We start from the raw sequence: 16,328 nt of genomic DNA, 5'->3' as shown, positions 1-16,328 counted from the left end.
GCCTCGCGATGCCCGAGTTGCCCGAAGTCGAAACCCTGCGCAAGGGCCTTTTTCCCCATCTCGTCGGTCGACGCCTGATCCGCGTCGAGGCCCGGCGCCCCTCCTTGCGCCTGCCGCTGCCCCCCGACCTCGCGTCCCGCCTGACCGGGCGGCGGGTCAAGGACCTGACACGGCGGGCAAAATACCTGATTTTCACCCTGGAGGACGGCCTTGAGGGGCTGCTCCATCTTGGCATGTCGGGACGCGTGACCGTGGCGCCTTGGGAAAATCATCCCGCGCCGGGGCGCCACGACCATGTGCTGATCGACACCGACGCCGGCCAGCGCCTGACCTTTTGCGATCCGCGCCGGTTTGGCCTGCTGGTCTTCGCCGGCCCCGAGGGCGCCTTGGCCCATCCCCTGCTGGCCGGCCTGGGGCCCGAGCCGCTCGATCCCGCCTTGACGGCGCCGATCCTGGCCGCCAGGCTGGCCGGGCGTCAGGGGCCGTTGAAAACCGTATTGCTCGACCAAAAGGTGCTGGCCGGCCTTGGCAACATTTATGTCTGCGAGGCCCTGTTTCGCGCCGGCCTCTCGCCGTGGCGGCCGGCCGCCGATCTTGATCTCGGGGAGGTCGGGCGCCTGTTGGCGGCGATCCAGGGCGTTTTGGGCGAGGCCCTGGCGGCGGGCGGCAGCTCGTTGCGCGATTATCGGCAAGCAGACGGCAGCTCTGGGCTCTTCCAGTTGGAGGTGGCGGTTTACGGAAGGGAAGGGGAGCCTTGCCCGGGCTGTACCTGCCTTGTGGGGCAAACCGGCGGTATTGTTCGGGCCGTCCAGGCCGGACGCTCGACGTTTTTCTGTCCCCGTCGTCAGGCGTGATGGTGTAGGATCCCCCCCCCATGAACACGACACCATCTCGGACAGCGACCGGGCGGCGGCCCTTCGCCCAGCCAAAACGCGGGAGACAGCACAGCATGACGGGGCTCTGGGCAGCGGTCGGGCTTGTCCTGGCCCTGGCGATGGCGACGCCGGTGTTCGCCGGGGACGACGGCCCCCGCTTCATTCTGGGGATGGACGACATCCCCCTGATGCCGGTGCTCACCCCCATGCCCGGAGCCGGCATGGTGTTTGACAGCCCGGCTGGCCGTCTGGTCGAGGCCTATGCCACCGGCACGGTCTCCGCGTCCCAGGTGCTGTCCTTCTATCGCGACACCTTGCCCCAACTCGGCTGGCAGGTGCACGGCCCGCACTCCTTCGTGCGCGATGGCGAGATTCTCGATCTTGACTTCACCGGGGGCTCGTCCACCCTGACCGTGCGCTTTTCCCTGGCGCCTGGGGGCTGACGCACCCGCAAGGCTTTTTCATCTCTTCCCGGTCCGTCTTCCCCCTCCTTTCTTCGTCACCCCATCGTAACGGAGCAGGCACCCATGGCCTACGACACCATCCTCGTGGAAACCAGCGGCAAGGTCGGGGTGATCACCCTCAACCGACCCAAGGCGCTCAACGCGCTGTCCTCGGGTCTGATCCGGGATCTTGGCGCGGCGCTGGATGCCTTCGAGGCCAACCCGGACGTTCGCGTCATCGTCCTGACCGGCTCGGAGAAGGCCTTCGCGGCCGGCGCCGACATCAAGGAGATGGCCGGCAAGTCCTACATGGATGCCTATCTCGAGGACTTCATCACCCTGGGCTGGGAACGCGTCACCAAGTGTCGCAAGCCGGTGATCGCCGCAGTGGCCGGTTTCGCCCTGGGCGGCGGCTGCGAGTTGGCCATGATGTGCGACATGATCATCGCCGCCGACAACGCCAAGTTCGGCCAGCCCGAGATCAACCTGGGCACCATGCCCGGCGCCGGCGGCACCCAGCGCCTCACCCGCTTTGTCGGCAAGTCCAAGGCCATGGACATGTGCCTGACCGGGCGCATGATGGATGCCGACGAGGCCTGGAAGTGCGGCCTTGTCAGCCGCATTGTGCCGCTTGATGACCTGCGCGACGAGGTGATGAAGATCGCCGAGACCATCGCCGACAAGAGTCTGCCCATTGCCATGATGGTCAAGGAAGCGGTCAACACCGCCTACGAAACCACCCTGGCCCAGGGCATCCACTACGAACGCCGGGTGTTCCACGCCACCTTCGCCACCGACGACCAGAAAGAAGGCATGACCGCCTTCATCGAAAAGCGCCAGCCCAGCTTCACCGACCGCTAAACAAACCGAGGGGTCTGGGGAGGCCGCGCCTCCCCAGCCTTGCTTTTTTTACGCCGCCGCGCGGAAGATCGCTTCGATTTCCGCCTGATCAGCCCGACGCGGATTGGTCAAGCCACAGGCATCCTTGAGAGCATTGGCGGCGAGAACCGGAATGTCCGTTTCCTTGACCCCCAACTCGGTCAGCCCGCCCGGGATGCCGATATCGGCCGACAGGCGGCGGATGGCGGCGAGGCAGGCCTGGGCGCCCTCGGCATCCGTCATGCCCACCGTGTCCACCCCCATGGCGTGGGCCACGTCCTTGAGACGGGAGGCGGCGACATCGGCGTTGAAGGCCTCGACGTGGGGCAGCAACACCGCGTTGCACACCCCATGCGGCAGGTCATAGAACCCGCCGAGCTGGTGGGCCATGGCGTGGACATACCCCAGCGACGCATTGTTGAACGCCATGCCGGCTAGGAAGCCGGCGTAGGCCATGGCCTCGCGCGCCGCCAGATTGCTCCCTTCGGCGACGGCGGTGCGCAAGGTGTTGGAAATGATCGACACGGCCTTGAGGGCGCAGGCGTCGGTGATCAGCGTTGCGGCGACGGACACATAGGCCTCGACGGCGTGGGTCAGGGCATCCATGCCGGTGGCGGCGGTGAGCAACGGCGGCTTGCCCAGCATCAGCTCGGGGTCGTTGACCGACAGCAAGGGCGTGACGTGGCGATCGACGATGGCCATCTTCACCTGACGCAACTCGTCAGTGATGATGCAAAAACGGGTCATCTCGCTGGCCGTGCCGGCCGTGGTGTTGATGGCGATGAGGGGCAACTGGGCCCGGTTGGACTTGTCCACCCCTTCGTAATCGCGGATCGAGCCGCCGTTGGTGGCGGTCAGGGCGATGCCCTTGGCGCAGTCGTGCGACGAGCCGCCGCCCAGCGAAATCACGCAATCGCAATGCTCGGCCTGCAACAGGGCCAGTCCGGCCTCGACATTGCCGACCGTGGGGTTGGGCTGGGCGCCATCGAAGATACAGCTCCTGATGTCGTGGTCAGCGAGCAGCTTGGCTACCTGGCTCGCCATGCCAAGACTGTTGAGCACGGTATCGGTGACGATCAAGGCGCGGGCGAAACCGTGGCGACGCACCTGGGCGATCGCCCCTTGCAGGCAGCCGGCCCCCATGAGGTTGAGGGAAGGAATGAAAAAAGCGGTCTCAGCCATGACGGATCCTCCTAAGGCGCATAATGTGCGCACTTTTTTTGAAAAAACCGGGGAAGACACTCTCCCCCTGAACCGAGGGGCCTGGGGAGGCCGCGCCTCCCCCAGCCTTCCCCTCTTCTCGCCGAGCTAGAAGAAGCCCAAAGCGCCCGGCGCATAGCTCACCAAGATGTTCTTGGTCTGCTGGTAATGGTCGAGCATCATGTGATGGGTCTCGCGGCCGATGCCCGATTGCTTGTAGCCGCCGAAGGCCGCGTGGGCGGGGTACAGGTGGTAACAGTTGGTCCACACACGCCCGGCCTTGATCCCCCGGCCGAAGCGATAGGCGCGGTTGGCGTCGCGGGTCCACACGCCCGAGCCCAGGCCGTAGAGGGTGTCGTTGGCGAGGTGGAGCGCCTCGTCCTCGTTCTTGAAGGTGGTCACCGCGACGACGGGGCCGAAGATCTCCTCCTGGAAGATGCGCATGCGGTTGTCGCCCTTGAACACCGTGGGCTGGATGTAATAGCCGCCTTCCAGGGTGTCCCCGAGATGGGCGCGGCCACCGCCGGCCAGGACCTCGGCCCCTTCATTGCGGCCGATGTCGATGTAGCTCAGGATCTTTTCCATCTGCTCGCCGGAGGCCTGGGCGCCCAGCATGGTCTCGGTGTCGAGCGGGCTGCCCTGGCGAATGGCGGCGACGCGGGCCAGGGCGCGCTCCATGAAGCGGTCGTAGAGCGTGTCTTGGATCAGGGCGCGTGACGGACAGGTGCACACCTCGCCCTGGTTGAGGGCGAACATCACGAAGCCCTCAATGGCCTTGTCCAGGTAGCTGTCATCCTCGGCGGCCACGTCGGCAAAAAACACGTTGGGCGACTTACCGCCCAGTTCCAGCGTGACCGGGATCAGGTTTTGGCTGGCGTAGCCCATGATCAGGCGGCCGGTGTTGGTTTCGCCGGTGAAGGCGATCTTGGCGATGCGGTTGGAGCAGGCGAGCGGCTTGCCGGCTTCCAAGCCAAAGCCATTGACGATGTTGATCACCCCGGGCGGCAGCAGGTCGGCGATCAGTTCCATGAACACCAAGATGCTGATCGGGGTCTGTTCGGCCGGCTTGAGCACCACGCAGTTGCCGGCGGCCAGGGCCGGGGCCAGCTTCCAAGCGGCCATGAGAATCGGAAAGTTCCAGGGGATGATCTGCCCCACCACGCCCAGCGGCTCGTGGAAGTGATAGGCCACCGTGTTGGCGTCGATCTGCGCCAAGGTGCCCTCTTGCGCCCGGATACACGCGGCGAAATAGCGGAAGTGGTCGATGGCCAGCGGAATGTCGGCGGCCAGGGTCTCGCGGATCGGCTTGCCGTTATCGACCGTTTCGGCATAGGCCAGCTTTTCCAGGTTGGCTTCCATGCGGTCGGCGATGCGGTTGAGGATCAAGGCGCGTTCGGCGACGCTGACATGGCCCCAGGCGTCGGCGGCGGCGTGAGCGGCATCCAGGGCCAGCTCGATATCGGCGGCCGTCGAGCGGGCGGCCTGGGTATAGACCGCGCCGGTGATCGGGGTCACGGTGTCGAAGGTGGCGCCCTCCACCGGCGGACACCAGCGTCCCCCGATGAAATTGTCGTAGCGCGGCTTGAAGGAAACGGGGGCCGTTTCGCTTCCGGGTCCGGCATACAGCATAACGTCTTCCTCCCTTTGGTTTTTTGGCCTTTAGGCTTTTGGCGTCTTGCCCAGGCGGTCGCCCCTGGAACACAGCACAGGGCGTGCCAAGGCTCAGAGCCTTGAAAACAAACACGGTGCATCGCAAGAACGCCCTGTCCGCCTCGTCCGCTGACCGGCGCGGGTGTGCCAAAATGGAACAGGCCGGGGCAGGGGGAGCGTGGCGAAATCTAGCGAGCCGGGTAAATCGGCATTGCAATGCGCCTTTAAAGGGCCGCAAAAATAACGTGAAAAAGGCCGGGGAGGCTCGCCTCCCCAGACCCCTCGGGGCTTGAGGGATAAAAGAAGAGGCGGCCGCTCGTGTGCAGGGCGCCCAAGGGAGGACACAGCCATGGACTCGTTTCAAAGCACGGGGAATGCTCCGCTGCGCCCTGTCCGTCGCTTGCTTGAGAGCGGTTCCGTTCCCCCTCCCCCCTTTCTCGCTCCCCCGCTGGCCCGGTCGTGGGAGCGCTGCTTGAAAGCGGGGCTGGTGCCCTTTGCCCGGCCCTATGGCGGCGATCCTCTGCCGGCGCTTCGGCTGCGCGAGGTGGTGGAGCGGCGCCGCGCTTTGGTGCGTCAGGCCCGGCCGGTCATGGAGGAGCTTTATGCCCGGGTGCGAGGGACCGGCTCCATGGTGATCCTGGCCGATGACCAAGGCGTGGTGATCGAAGCGCTGGGCGATCCTGAGTTCCTGCGCCGGGCCGAGCGGGTGTCCTTGCAAGCCGGCGCGTGTTGGCATGAAAACGACCGAGGTACCAACGCCATCGGTACCGCCCTTGCCGAGGGAGGGGCGGTGGTCGTGCATGGTCCAGAGCACTTCTTCGACTGCAACCGCTTTTTGAGCTGTACCGCCGCCCCGGTGCGCGGCTCCGATGGCCGGGTGCTCGGGGTGCTCGATATTTCCGGCCCCGGTCAGGGCCGCCCGCCCACCTTGGCCGGCTTGGTCGAAACCGCCGGCCGTACCCTCGAAAACGCCCTGTTCGCCGAGCACCATGCCAGCGCGTGGTGCTTGCACCTGCATCCCCGGGTGGAGGGCCTGGGGCGTTTGGGCGAAGGCTTGGTGGCCGTCAACGGCGCGGGGCAGATCGTCGGCGCCAACCGCGAGGCCCAGGCCCTGCTGGGAATCCCGCCCGAAGCCCTGGGCCGCATTGCCCTGGAGAGCGTGCTCGACACCGGGCTTGATGCCTTGAAAGACCTCACCCGGCGCGGCGGCGTGGCGCGCTTGGCCGGACGCGACGGGCACTCCTTGTTCGTGCAGGGCCAGGAAGGCGCGCGTCGGCGCCAGCCCTCGGGCAAGGCGGTCCCTCCCGATGCCCTGGCCGCCCTCGATACCGGCGACGAGCGCTTGCGCCTGTGCCTGGAGCGGGCCCGCAAGGTCATGGACAAAGGGATCCCCCTGTTGCTGCATGGCGAATCCGGGGTGGGCAAGGAAAAGGTGGCGGCGGCCATCCACGCCTCGGGGCCGCGCCGCGACCGGGCCCTGGTGGCGGTCAACTGCGCCGCCTTGCCCGAAACCTTGATCGAGGCCGAGTTGTTCGGCTACGCCCCCGGGGCCTTCACCGGCGCCCGGCGCGAGGGCGCCCCGGGCCGGCTGCGCGAGGCCCACGGCGGCACCTTGTTCCTCGACGAAATCGGCGACATGCCGCTCGCCTTGCAAGCGCGCCTGCTGCGGGTGTTGCAGGAGCGCGAGGTGGTGCCCCTGGGCGGCGGCAAGCCCATCGCCGTTGATTTCGCCCTGATCGCCGCCAGCCACCGCTCCTTGAAGCAGGCGGTGGAGCAGGGGCGCTTTAGGGCCGACCTGTATTACCGCCTGAACGGCGTCACCTTGACCCTGCCCCCTTTACGCGAGCGCAGCGACTTTCCCGCCCTGGTGCATCGCATCTTGGAGGATCTGGCCCCGGGGGCCGGGGTGGCCCTGGAGCCCGACGTTGCCAATACCCTGGCGCGCTATCGCTGGCCGGGAAACCTGCGCCAGTTGTTCAATGTGCTGCGCTTTGCCTGCGCCTTGCTCGATCCGGGCGAGCGCTCGATCGGCTGGGCTCATCTGCCCGAGGACTTGATCGAAGACCTGGGGACCGGTCCAGCCCCCGACACCTCGTTGCGCGCCACCGCCGACGCGGTGATGGCCCGCACCGTGGCCGAGTGCCAGGGCAACCTCTCGGAAGCGGCCCGTCGGCTGGGGGTGAGCCGCAGTACCTTGTACCGGCGCTTGAAAGGCGGGCGGGGAGGGGAGGCGTAGAAGGGAAGGCTGGGGAGGCTTGCCTCCCCAGACCCCTCGTTGATTTTGGCGCTACGAGCGAGGCCGGGCCCCAGGAATGGAGGGGTCTGGGGAGGCAAGCCTCCCCAGCCTTCCCTTTAAGGTGCCTTAACCACCAACGTATCGCAAAACGGCGTTTCCAAAAGGCGGGTGGCGACGCTGCCCCAGAGGGCGCGGAACAAGCCGGTGCGGCCGTGGGTGCCGATGATCAGCAGATCAGCCGAGGTGCGGCGGAAGGCTTGGCCCAAGGCGGCCTCGGGCGTTCCCTCGGCAATCTCGCTGGTCAGGCGGTCGGCAGGGTGGCCGGCCTCGATCAGCGCCCGGGTCAGCAACTCCATTTCAGCGGCGAGAAAGGCCTCGTGCTCCAGGCGCCGGCTGTAGTCGAGGCTCCCTAACTCGGCGGCTTCCGGGCGGTCGGCGAAGGGATTGTCGTCGGCGTGGACCAGATGCAGGCAGGCGTCGGGGGCGACCTGCCGGGCTTGGCGCAGGGCGGCGCGGGACTGGACCGAGAAGTCCACGCCGATGACCACGTTCTGGTAGGGCTGCCGGGGGGCGTCGCGCACCACCAGGGCGGGACGCTGGCACTCGCGCAGCAGGTGGCCGGCGGCGGTCTCGATGAAGGGCGAGGCCTCGGGATCGGGGTCACGGCGGCCCAGCACCAGGAGGTCGGCGTCCAGGCTTTTGAGCTGGGCCAGGATCACCGGACGCAACCGGCCTGCGACCACCTCGAACGAGGTGCGCGGCCCCTGGATGTCCTCCAGTTGCCGGGCGAGGACGGTGCGGGCCCACTCTAGGGCCGGGCCTTGCAGATCGTGGGGGAGGCTGGCGTCCACCACGTGGACGACGTGGATGGTGTCGGTGGGCTGGCGGGCGAGGCTTGCGGCGCGGGCCAGGGCGCGATCGGCCGCTGCGGTGAGATCGGACGCCACCAGAACTTTCATCGCAGGATCCTCTCGGCTGAGACAGGGAGACTTTTCCCTTATACCGCTTGGTCCAGGGGATGGCTAGGGAGGCGCGGCCCCAGGAATCGAGGGGTCTGGGGAGGCCCGCCTCCCCAGCCTTCCCTTTCTCTACACGCGCCACACCACGGCCCCCCCCATCATGCCGGCCCCAGCGGCACACAGCAGCAGGCGCTCCCCCGGGTGCAGCGGCCTCTCCTGGTGGGAGAGGGACAGCGACAGGGGAATGGTGGCGGCCGAGGCGTTGCCGTACTCGACGATGCTGCGCGCCGTGCGCCGGGGGTCGAGGCCCAACTGCTCGCCGACCGCATCAAAGAGGCGGGCGTTGGCTTGGTGGGGCAGGAAGCGATCGAGGGTCGCGGGGCTTTCGCCGGCCTGGGCCAGGGCGCGGCGCGAGCAGTGGGTCATCATACGCACCGCGTGGGCGAACACCGCTTGGCCATCGCGCAGGGTCATCAGCACGTCGCGGGGATCCAGGTCGGGGTGGAAGGGCTGCTTGCTGCCGCCGGCCGGGATGGTGATCAGGTCGTAGTGGCGGCCATCGGCATCAAGATCGACCCCCACCAAGCCGGTGCCGGGCGGGCCATCGGGGGTGAGGACCACGGCGCCGGCGGCGTCGGCAAAGACGATGGCGCTGGCCCGTTCCAGGGGATTCATGCGTCGGCTGAGGAGGTTGGCGGCAATGACCAGCACCGCCCGGCCCTGGGTGCGCACAAAGCCATCGGCCAGGGTGAGGGCGTAGAGAAAGCCGGAGCAGGCGCCGGTCAGGTCGATGGCCCCGGTGCGGCGCAGTCCCAGGCGGTGGGCGACCAGAGGCGCGGTGGGCGGCAGTAGGTGGTCGGGAGTCGAGGTGGCCAGCAAGACCAGCCCCACGTCGTCGGGGTCGATCCCGGCGGCGGTCAGGGCATGCTGGCCGGCCGGGAGGGCGAGGTCGCTGAGGCTCTGGTCGGGGGCGGCCCAGCGCCGGGCCTGGATGCCGGTGCGCCGTTCGATCCACCCGGGCTCCAGGCCCAGGCGCTCTTCCAGCACGGCGTTGGCAATGCGCTGTTCTGGGACAAAGTGGCCGACTCCGGCGAGGCGGCTGGCGAGGCCTGGAGTCATGGGGTCCCCCCGGCGATGCGGGCCACGGCTTCGTCGATGGCCTCGTAGGCCAGATCCAGTTCGCTGCCCGTCACGCAGTAGGGGGGCATCAGATAGATGACGTTGCCGAGCGGTCGGATGATCACGCCGCGCTCGCGGAAAAAGCGGCGCAGGCGTGGGCCGATGTCGGAAAGATAGCCCGGGGTGAAGACCCGGACGTCCAAGGCGGTGAGGGTGCCGCACTGGCGCACGTTGACAAAACGGGGGTCGTGGGCAAAGCGGGCCAGCCGCTCGCGCTGGTGGGTGGCCAGGGTGTCGAGGCGCGCTTGGACCGGCTCGGTGTCCCAGACCTGGAGATTGGCCAGCCCGGCGGCGCAGGCCAGCGGGTTGGCGGTATAGGAACTGGAGTGGAAAAAGGTCTTGCGCCGGTCCTCGGCCAGATGGGCGGCAAAGATCGGCTCGGTGCACAAGGTGGCGGCCAGCGGCAAGGCGCCGCCGGTCAGGCCCTTGGACAGGCACAAGATGTCGGGGGTGAGGGCGGCCTGGGTGCAGGCAAACAGGGTGCCGGTGCGGCCCCAGCCGGTCATAACCTCGTCGGCGATGAGCAAGACCCCGGCGTGCTCGGCGATGCGCTTCAGCTCGCCCAGTACCCAGGCCGGATACATTTTCATGCCGCCGGCTCCGAGAACCAGGGGCTCGATCAGCAGCGCGGCGACCTCGCCGGTCTGGCACTGGGCGGCGAAGGCATCCAAGGTGGCCTGTTCGTGGCCGGGCTCGGGAAACGGCAGCGTGGCGACCTCGAACAGCAAGGGCGCATAGGGGGCGTTGAACACGCCGCGCGCTCCCGCCGACATGGTGCCGATGGTATCGCCGTGATAGCCGTGCTCCATCACCACCAGCCGCGATCGAGGGATGCCCTGGTTGTGGAAGAAACCGAACGCCATCTTGATCCCGACCTCCACCGCCGTGGAGCCGCTGTCGGAATAGAAAACGCGCGTCAGGCCGGGCGGCGCCCGCTCGATCAGGCCCCGGGCCAGGGCTTCGGCCGGCGCGTGGGTGAACTCGGCGAAAATCACTTGGTCCAGGGTGTGCGCCGCCTGTTCGATGGCGGCCATGATCACCGGGTGGCGATGCCCGTGGGTGATCACCCACCACGAAGAGATGGCGTCGAGATAAGTCCGGCCTTGGGCATCCTCCAGCCAGGCGCCTTGGGTGCGCACGATGTGAGGCGGGGCCGGGTCGAGGTGGTGCTGGGTAAAGGGGCGCCAGACCGGCGACGGGGAGGCGGGCATCACGGGGTCTCCGCAGGGGCTGGGTGAACGTCCGGGAAATGGGTGAGGAACGCCGTGCGTAGGGTGTCCGGGGTCAGGGAGGGCAGAACCGGCAGGCGGCCCAGGCGGGGAACGCCGGTCATCTCCGGGATCAGGGCCTCGGTATCGGGCTGGGGATCGCCGACAAACGCCACCCCGACCACCGGCACGTCCCGATGACCCAGGGCCTCCAGGGCCAGCAAAGTATGGTTGAGGGTGCCCAGCGCGGTGCGGGCCACCAGGACGACCGGGATCCGCCACAGCGCGAAAAGGTCGGCGAAGGTGTCGCAGCGGGTGAGGGGAGTCATCACGCCCCCGGCCCCCTCAATGACCAGGGACGGGGCCGCTGGCGGCACCAAGCCGACCAGATCGATCGTCACGCCATCAAGGGCGGCGGCCCGGTGGGGCGAGGCCGGGGTGGTGAGGCGCCACGCCTCGGGGATAATCTGCGCCGGCCCCACGCCGGCCAGCCGGGCAACGGTGGCGCTGTCGGTCTCGCCGTCAAGGCCGGCTTGCACCGGCTTCCAATAGGCGGCGTTCAGGGCTTGGGTCAGGGCGGCGGCCACCACGGTTTTGCCGATCCCGGTATCGGTGCCGCTGACCACAAGGCGGCGGGGCAGGATCACGGACATGCAAGCTCCTCGGCCAGGGCCGTGGTCAGGGCCGCCACAGCGGCCTCATCGGCGTGGAGGGTGAGGCTCAGGCGCAAGCGCGCCGTGCCCAGCGGCACCGTGGGCGGGCGGATGGCCCGCACGTCGAAGCCCCGCGCCTGGAGGCGGTTGGCGAGAGCGACGGCGCGGGCGTTGTCGCCCACGATCACCGGGAGGATGTGCGAGCCGCTGCCCGGCCGGCCGGTTTTGGCGCCAAGCTGCTGGTTGGCCTGGGCCACCATATCGGCCAGCCGGGCGCGTCGCCCGTCGTCCTGGGCCACCAGCGCCAAGGCGGCACGCACCAAGGCGGCCTGAAGGGGCGAGGGGGCGGTGGCATACAAAAAGGGTCGGGCCTGGGCCACCAGGGTGTCGCACAAAACAGCCGGGGCCCCCACCAGCGCGCCGGTCGTGCCGAGGGCCTTGCCGCAGGTGTGCACGACGATGACGTTGTCCTGGCCTTCCAGAGCGGCGGCGAGGCCGCGTCCTTGGGGCCCCAGCACGCCGGTCGCATGGGCCTCGTCGATCACCAAAAAGGCGTCGTGGCGCTGGGCGATGAGGGCAAGGTCGGCGAGCGGCGCCGGGTCGCCGTCCATGGAGTAGAGGCTTTCCACGACAATCCACGGCACCCCGCGTCCGCCCGCCTGCCGCCAGCGTTCCAAGGTGGTGGCGATGGCGTTGGCGTCGTTGTGGGGCACCGCCAGGGCGTGGGCGCGGCCGGCCTTGATGCCGGCGTGGGCGCTGGCGTGGATCAGGGTATCGTAGACGATCAAGTCGCCGCGTCGCGGCAAGGTCGAGAGGACCGCCAGATTGGCGGTGTAGCCGCTGTTGAAATAGAGCACCCGCTCGGCGCCAAAAAAAGCGGGCGGCTTCGGCCTCCAGGGCTTGGTGTTCCGGGTGGTTGCCGCGCAGCAGGCGCGAGCCACCGGCCCCAACCGGCACGCCGCGCGCCAAAGCGTCGTGGGCGGCTTGGGCCAGGGCCGGGTCGTTGGCCAGGGCGAGGTAATCGTTGGACGAGAAGTCGAGGCCCTGGGCCGGCAGCAGGGCCCGGCCCCGGCCCCGGCGCGCCAGTTGGTCGAGATCGGCTTGGTAGCGGGCGAGGCGGGGGGGAGGGTGGGGCATCGGTGAGGGCCTGATAATAGATAATATTGAGGCATGATCTATGGTGGTGGCATCATACGGGGGTTTTAGGGGATTGCACGGGAATTTTTATCTATAAAAATAGGAGGGGGGGTGAAGGGGAAGGGGAAAAAGGAAAGCAAGGCTGGGGAGGCGGGGCCTCCCCAGACCCCTCCCTTCCTAGGGGAATCCGCTTGAAAGCCTGGGCCGTCCGGGGGAAACTTGAGGCACCAGAAAGGGAGAACTCGGGTGACCTATTGTTTGGGCATGCTGCTCAACGACGGGTTGGTCATGGCTGCCGATACGCGGACCAATGCCGGCGTTGATAATGTTGCCACGTTTCGCAAATTAAGGGTGTGGGAGCGTCCGGGCGAGCGGGTGATCGTGCTGCTTTCGGCCGGTAATCTCGCCATCACCCAGTCGGTGGTTGCGCTGCTGGAAGATTCGGTGCGTCTGGAGGAGGGCGACGAGATCGCCCCGGCCTCGCATGGCCGCCTGATGACCGTGCCCGGCCTGACAGCGGCCGCTCGCGCGGTGGGCGAGGCGGTGCGTGCTGTGCATCACCGCGATGCCGCTGCCTTGCGTGAACAAGGCAACGATTTCATCTGTTCCTTCCTGCTGGCCGGCCAAGTACGGGGCGGGCCGATGCGCCTGTTCATGATCTATGCCGCCGGCAACTACATCGAAGCTGGGGAGGACACGCCCTTTTTCCAGATTGGCGAAACCAAGTACGGCAAGCCGATCTTGGACCGGGTCATTTCCCACGAAACGCCGCTGGCCGAGGCCGCCAAATGCGCCTTGGTATCCTTCGATTCCACCATGCGCTCCAACCTCTCGGTCGGGCCGCCGCTTGATCTCCTGATCTATCGCCGCGACAGCCTCGGCAGCGCGGTGCGTCGGCGCCTGCGGGCCGATGACCCCTATTTGCTGACCTTGCGCGACCAATGGGGCGAGGGGGTGCGCCGCCTGTTCCACGACCTCCCCGACCTGCCCTTCGCCGAAGACCTGCTGCCCGGGGCTCCCGGCTAAACGTGCGGTCTGGGGAGGCCCTGTCTCCCCAGCCTTCCCTTCCCGTGCTCAGGGATCCTTGGGCAACAACTCCATCCGCCCGAAAACACTGCCCGGCGGTCCGACCCGTGGCGGCGGTGCGGGCAGGGTGAAAAAGAAGGTCGTCCCCTGGTCCAGCCCCGGCGACTCCACCCACATCCGCCCGCCATGATGCTCCACCACCTTGCGGCAGATGGCGAGGCCGATACCGGTACCGCCGCCGTACTCGGCGCGGCCGTGCAGGCGCTGGAACAGGCGGAAGATGCGCTCCTCGTAGCCCTGGCCGGGTTGCAAGCCGATGCCGTTGTCCCGCAGCCACAAACGCCAGAACGATCCCTCGGGCACCGCGCCGAAGGTGAGGCGCAAGGGCCGGTCGGGCGAGCGGTATTTGAGGGCGTTGCCCAGCAGGTTGGTGTAGAGCTTTTCCAGGTCGGCCGGGATGCCCAGCACAACGGGCAAGGAGGCCGCGCCTTCGGTTTCGGCGCCGGCCTCGATCGGCGCGCGCAGCAGCCGCTCGGTGACGTCGGCGAGATCGACCGGCTCTAGCGGGCGGCCCGGGCGGCCGATGCGCGAGAACTCCAGAAGGTCGCACACCAAGTCGTCCATGCGCAGCGCGCCTTGGTGCACATAGTGGAAGAACTCCTGCTCCTCCGGCTCCAGGCGGTCGGCCAGTCGCCGCGAGAGCAAGGTGGTGTAGGAGGTGATGTTGCGCAACGGCTCGCGCAGGTCGTGAGCCGAGGCGTAGGCAAAGGACTCCAGGTCGGAGTTGGAGCGCTCCAGTTCGAGGGTGTTGCGCCGCAAGCGGTCCTCGGCCTTGCGAATGGGGGTGACGTCCAGGAAGCTTACCGGCACGGCGGCCAAGCCCTCGGCGGTTTGCGGCACAGGAAACGACAGCAGCACCACCCGGCGCTCGCCCCCCAGGGTGCGCAGTACGGTTTCGCTTTGGAAGACGCTCTCCCGGGCCCAGACCGCGCAAAACTTGTTGATGAGCACCCCATGGGTTTCCGGGGTGACGATCCGGGCGAGGCCCGACAGGATCTCGGCTTCGTCGCGCGCGCCGAACAGGCGCAGCGAAGCGCGGTTGACGTGGCGCACGCGCACGCAGGCCAGCAACTCCCAGACCAATTCGGGGGTCTGGCGCAGGTGGGCGCGCAGATCGACCACGCCTTGATGGCGCAAGATTTCCAGGCGCCCGGCCAAGTCGGTAAAGTCTTCGTTCCAGATGGCGATTTCGGCGCTCTCAAACAGTGTCTCGAAGCGGGCCTCGGCGGCACTGATGTCGGTCAGGCGCCGTTCCAAGGTGGCGCGCGACGAGTCCAATTGCTGGGTCAGGGCATCGACGGCGCGGGCCAGATCGCCGATTTCGTCGGCGCGGGTTGTGTCGAGGCGGCGGGAATAATCTCCCCGCGCCACCGCCTGGACCGAGCAGGTCAGGGTGTCCAGGGGGCGCAGGATGTGCCGGGCCACCAGGGCCATGATCCCGGCCATCAGGGCGACCGAGACCAAAATCAGCCACAGGGTCTCCCGGTTCCCCTCTTCCAAGGGGGCGTGGTAAATCGTCGCGGGGACGATGTTGATGACCTGCCAGCCCAGCGGGGCCGGCTCATCGACAGGGGCGATTTCCAGGGCGTAGCGTTGGCCTCCGACCTCCACCTCCCGGGGGGGAACTGAGTCTCAAAAGCGTGGGCGCTGGCGGCAATCAGGGGATTCTTGCTCTCGCGGGCGGCCAAGCGGCGGGGGGGCTGGGGGCTCCCGGGGTGCACGATCTCGTCGCCGGTGGACGTGGCCACCAAGTTCCCCTGGCGATCGATGATGAAGGTCAGGCCTGGGGTGGTGGTGTGCAGCCGGGCTAGGTAGGCGCTGATCTCGGACAACTGGAGATCAGCGCCCGCCACCCCGAGAAAGACCCCCTGGGGTCCGGTAATGGCGAGGCTGCACGGCTGGGACAGGTCCTGGGTGTCGTAGACGGCGTAGATGGAGCCGCACACGAAATCCCGGTCCTTGGCACCGTCTTGGTACCAGGAGCGCTCGCGGGTGTCGTAGCCGGGATAGAGTTGCGGCGGTCCCAGGGCTTGTCCCTTAGCATCCACCGGCGTGCGGATCAGCGGGCCGGCGATGAGACCTTCGGTTCGGATCAGCCAGCCCGCGGTGCCGGGGCCGGTGCCCGCGCCGGTGTGGAGGCCGGCTACGATGCCGCCGTCGCGGGTTCCCAGCTTAACGGCGGTGATAACCGGGTTGTACAACGTCTTGAGCAGGAAGGCCCGTTCCACCTGGGAGGGATTGTCCAGGGACAACAGGCCGGTTTCGAAAGCAAAGGCCACCTCACGCAAGGAGGTGCGTGCGCCTTCCAGGGAAAACCGCAAATGGTCTGTGACCTGACGGGCGATTTCGTGGCGGAGTGCGGCCGATACTTGTTCGACCGTCCGTCGTGACGTGTTAAAGGCAAAGGCACTGATGGCCAGTCCCGACGCCACCGTCAGCGTGACCGCCGAAGCCAGGAGGACGGAGCGCAGGGAATGCAGGGCCATGGGGAGGTATACTTTTTAAAATAATCAAAACGCCCGCTTTTCTTGGCGCGCGCCAACCCAGGGGCGCCCGGACGCAAAGGACGGTTGGTCGCTGAATCCTGACACTCCCGATCCGGCGCGGCAATGGTTTGTTCTCGAGGGGGAGTGAAAGAGGGTTTTTGGGGAGAGGGGGCGTTGGGGGCGGGGTGATTCCCTTCCCATCCAGAACGGCCGGCGGGGGAGGCTGGTCTCCTGCGCGGCCCCCTCTTTCCTTTTTCGTTGTCCCGGCAGTGGATCAAATTAACGCTTTTTTTGTGGGGAGGCGCCGACAGTGGACGCCCCGGGAACGCTGGCGGCG

Annotated in this window: 15 protein-coding genes; 6 read left to right on the top strand and 9 right to left on the bottom strand. The window is 67.7% G+C overall.

What is annotated here, in order from left to right; all coding sequences use genetic code 11:
* Positions 1 to 8: 8 nt before the first annotated feature.
* From mutM to RSPPHO_RS07285, 3 genes are all read left to right on the top strand, one after another.
* Positions 9 to 854, top strand: a complete 846-nt coding sequence (mutM, locus tag RSPPHO_RS07295) for a bifunctional DNA-formamidopyrimidine glycosylase/DNA-(apurinic or apyrimidinic site) lyase (RefSeq protein ID WP_041794715.1) — start codon at positions 9 to 11, stop codon at positions 852 to 854.
* 95 nt (positions 855 to 949) lie between these two features.
* Positions 950 to 1,318: a hypothetical protein gene (locus RSPPHO_RS07290; protein ID WP_041794714.1), complete on the top strand. Its 369-nt coding sequence runs from the start codon at positions 950 to 952 to the stop codon at positions 1,316 to 1,318.
* An 84-nt stretch (positions 1,319 to 1,402) separates the two neighbouring features.
* Positions 1,403 to 2,179 carry an enoyl-CoA hydratase gene (locus tag RSPPHO_RS07285; protein WP_014414622.1) on the top strand — a complete coding sequence of 259 codons (777 nt, stop codon included), beginning with the start codon at positions 1,403 to 1,405 and terminating at the stop codon, positions 2,177 to 2,179.
* A 48-nt stretch (positions 2,180 to 2,227) separates the two neighbouring features.
* On the opposite strand, the gene yiaY is transcribed toward RSPPHO_RS07285, so the two are convergent.
* Together yiaY and adh are read right to left on the bottom strand one after the other, a co-directional pair.
* Positions 2,228 to 3,379, bottom strand: a complete 1,152-nt coding sequence (yiaY, locus tag RSPPHO_RS07280; RefSeq protein WP_041794713.1) for an L-threonine dehydrogenase — start codon at positions 3,377 to 3,379, stop codon at positions 2,228 to 2,230.
* A 126-nt stretch (positions 3,380 to 3,505) separates the two neighbouring features.
* Positions 3,506 to 5,026 (bottom strand): aldehyde dehydrogenase, encoded by a 1,521-nt coding sequence (gene adh / locus RSPPHO_RS07275; protein WP_014414620.1) that lies wholly within the window; start codon positions 5,024 to 5,026, stop codon positions 3,506 to 3,508.
* A gap of 370 nt (positions 5,027 to 5,396) precedes the next feature.
* Here adh and RSPPHO_RS07270 point away from each other — a divergent pair, with 370 nt between their 5' ends.
* Positions 5,397 to 7,283 carry a sigma-54-dependent Fis family transcriptional regulator gene (locus RSPPHO_RS07270; protein ID WP_041794712.1) on the top strand — a complete coding sequence of 629 codons (1,887 nt, stop codon included), beginning with the start codon at positions 5,397 to 5,399 and terminating at the stop codon, positions 7,281 to 7,283.
* Between the two features lie 116 nt (positions 7,284 to 7,399).
* On the opposite strand, the gene RSPPHO_RS07265 is transcribed toward RSPPHO_RS07270, so the two are convergent.
* The 5 genes from RSPPHO_RS07265 to RSPPHO_RS07245 form a co-directional block, all read right to left on the bottom strand.
* Positions 7,400 to 8,242 carry a universal stress protein gene (locus tag RSPPHO_RS07265; RefSeq protein ID WP_014414618.1) on the bottom strand — a complete coding sequence of 281 codons (843 nt, stop codon included), beginning with the start codon at positions 8,240 to 8,242 and terminating at the stop codon, positions 7,400 to 7,402.
* Between the two features lie 129 nt (positions 8,243 to 8,371).
* A complete protein-coding gene (locus RSPPHO_RS07260; RefSeq protein ID WP_041794711.1) occupies positions 8,372 to 9,361 on the bottom strand; it encodes a beta-ketoacyl-ACP synthase III in 990 nt (329 codons plus the stop codon).
* On the bottom strand, positions 9,358 to 10,632 hold the full coding sequence (locus RSPPHO_RS19780; protein ID WP_041794710.1) for an adenosylmethionine--8-amino-7-oxononanoate transaminase: 1,275 nt from the start codon (positions 10,630 to 10,632) through the stop codon (positions 9,358 to 9,360). Before RSPPHO_RS19780 ends, RSPPHO_RS07260 begins: the two co-directional genes overlap by 4 nt.
* Positions 10,632 to 11,282: a dethiobiotin synthase gene (gene bioD, locus RSPPHO_RS07250; RefSeq protein ID WP_014414615.1), complete on the bottom strand. Its 651-nt coding sequence runs from the start codon at positions 11,280 to 11,282 to the stop codon at positions 10,632 to 10,634. Before bioD ends, RSPPHO_RS19780 begins: the two co-directional genes overlap by 1 nt.
* Positions 11,273 to 12,139, bottom strand: a complete 867-nt coding sequence (locus RSPPHO_RS07245; RefSeq protein WP_197535632.1) for an aminotransferase class I/II-fold pyridoxal phosphate-dependent enzyme — start codon at positions 12,137 to 12,139, stop codon at positions 11,273 to 11,275. The genes bioD and RSPPHO_RS07245 overlap by 10 nt, the downstream gene beginning before the upstream one ends.
* Positions 12,140 to 12,185: 46 nt before the next feature.
* Between RSPPHO_RS07245 and RSPPHO_RS20500 the strand changes: the two genes are divergently transcribed.
* Positions 12,186 to 12,425, top strand: a complete 240-nt coding sequence (locus RSPPHO_RS20500; protein ID WP_197535631.1) for a hypothetical protein — start codon at positions 12,186 to 12,188, stop codon at positions 12,423 to 12,425.
* 240 nt (positions 12,426 to 12,665) lie between these two features.
* Complete coding sequence (locus tag RSPPHO_RS07240) at positions 12,666 to 13,445, top strand: proteasome-type protease (RefSeq protein ID WP_041794709.1); 780 nt, start codon at positions 12,666 to 12,668, stop codon at positions 13,443 to 13,445.
* 48 nt (positions 13,446 to 13,493) lie between these two features.
* Here the strand turns inward: RSPPHO_RS07240 and RSPPHO_RS17690 are convergent, their stop codons facing one another.
* Together RSPPHO_RS17690 and RSPPHO_RS20940 are read right to left on the bottom strand one after the other, a co-directional pair.
* Positions 13,494 to 14,939: a sensor histidine kinase gene (locus RSPPHO_RS17690; protein WP_242390654.1), complete on the bottom strand. Its 1,446-nt coding sequence runs from the start codon at positions 14,937 to 14,939 to the stop codon at positions 13,494 to 13,496.
* A 32-nt stretch (positions 14,940 to 14,971) separates the two neighbouring features.
* Complete coding sequence (locus tag RSPPHO_RS20940; RefSeq protein ID WP_014414611.1) at positions 14,972 to 15,991, bottom strand: cache domain-containing protein; 1,020 nt, start codon at positions 15,989 to 15,991, stop codon at positions 14,972 to 14,974.
* Positions 15,992 to 16,328: the final 337 nt, after the last annotated feature.

The sequence above is a fragment of the Pararhodospirillum photometricum DSM 122 genome (assembly GCF_000284415.1).
Classification (GTDB): domain Bacteria; phylum Pseudomonadota; class Alphaproteobacteria; order Rhodospirillales; family Rhodospirillaceae; genus Pararhodospirillum; species Pararhodospirillum photometricum.
Note: the sequence above shows the minus strand (reverse complement) of the source record. Positions and strands in the feature narration are given on the sequence as shown.

What these genes read in the sequence shown, in the direction of transcription:
- RSPPHO_RS07270 (WP_041794712.1), top strand. Translation starts at nt 5,397, where the DNA reads ATGGACTCGTTTCAAAGCACGGGGAATGCTCCGCTGCGCCCTGTCCGT.
- adh (WP_014414620.1), bottom strand. Translation starts at nt 5,026, where the DNA reads ATGCTGTATGCCGGACCCGGAAGCGAAACGGCCCCCGTTTCCTTCAAG.
- RSPPHO_RS07265 (WP_014414618.1), bottom strand. Translation starts at nt 8,242, where the DNA reads ATGAAAGTTCTGGTGGCGTCCGATCTCACCGCAGCGGCCGATCGCGCC.
- mutM (WP_041794715.1), top strand. Translation starts at nt 9, where the DNA reads ATGCCCGAGTTGCCCGAAGTCGAAACCCTGCGCAAGGGCCTTTTTCCC.
- yiaY (WP_041794713.1), bottom strand. Translation starts at nt 3,379, where the DNA reads ATGGCTGAGACCGCTTTTTTCATTCCTTCCCTCAACCTCATGGGGGCC.
- RSPPHO_RS07285 (WP_014414622.1), top strand. Translation starts at nt 1,403, where the DNA reads ATGGCCTACGACACCATCCTCGTGGAAACCAGCGGCAAGGTCGGGGTG.
- RSPPHO_RS20940 (WP_014414611.1), bottom strand. Translation starts at nt 15,991, where the DNA reads ATGGCCCTGCATTCCCTGCGCTCCGTCCTCCTGGCTTCGGCGGTCACG.
- bioD (WP_014414615.1), bottom strand. Translation starts at nt 11,282, where the DNA reads ATGTCCGTGATCCTGCCCCGCCGCCTTGTGGTCAGCGGCACCGATACC.
- RSPPHO_RS07290 (WP_041794714.1), top strand. Translation starts at nt 950, where the DNA reads ATGACGGGGCTCTGGGCAGCGGTCGGGCTTGTCCTGGCCCTGGCGATG.
- RSPPHO_RS19780 (WP_041794710.1), bottom strand. Translation starts at nt 10,632, where the DNA reads ATGCCCGCCTCCCCGTCGCCGGTCTGGCGCCCCTTTACCCAGCACCAC.
- RSPPHO_RS07260 (WP_041794711.1), bottom strand. Translation starts at nt 9,361, where the DNA reads ATGACTCCAGGCCTCGCCAGCCGCCTCGCCGGAGTCGGCCACTTTGTC.
- RSPPHO_RS17690 (WP_242390654.1), bottom strand. Translation starts at nt 14,939, where the DNA reads ATGGCCCTGGTGGCCCGGCACATCCTGCGCCCCCTGGACACCCTGACC.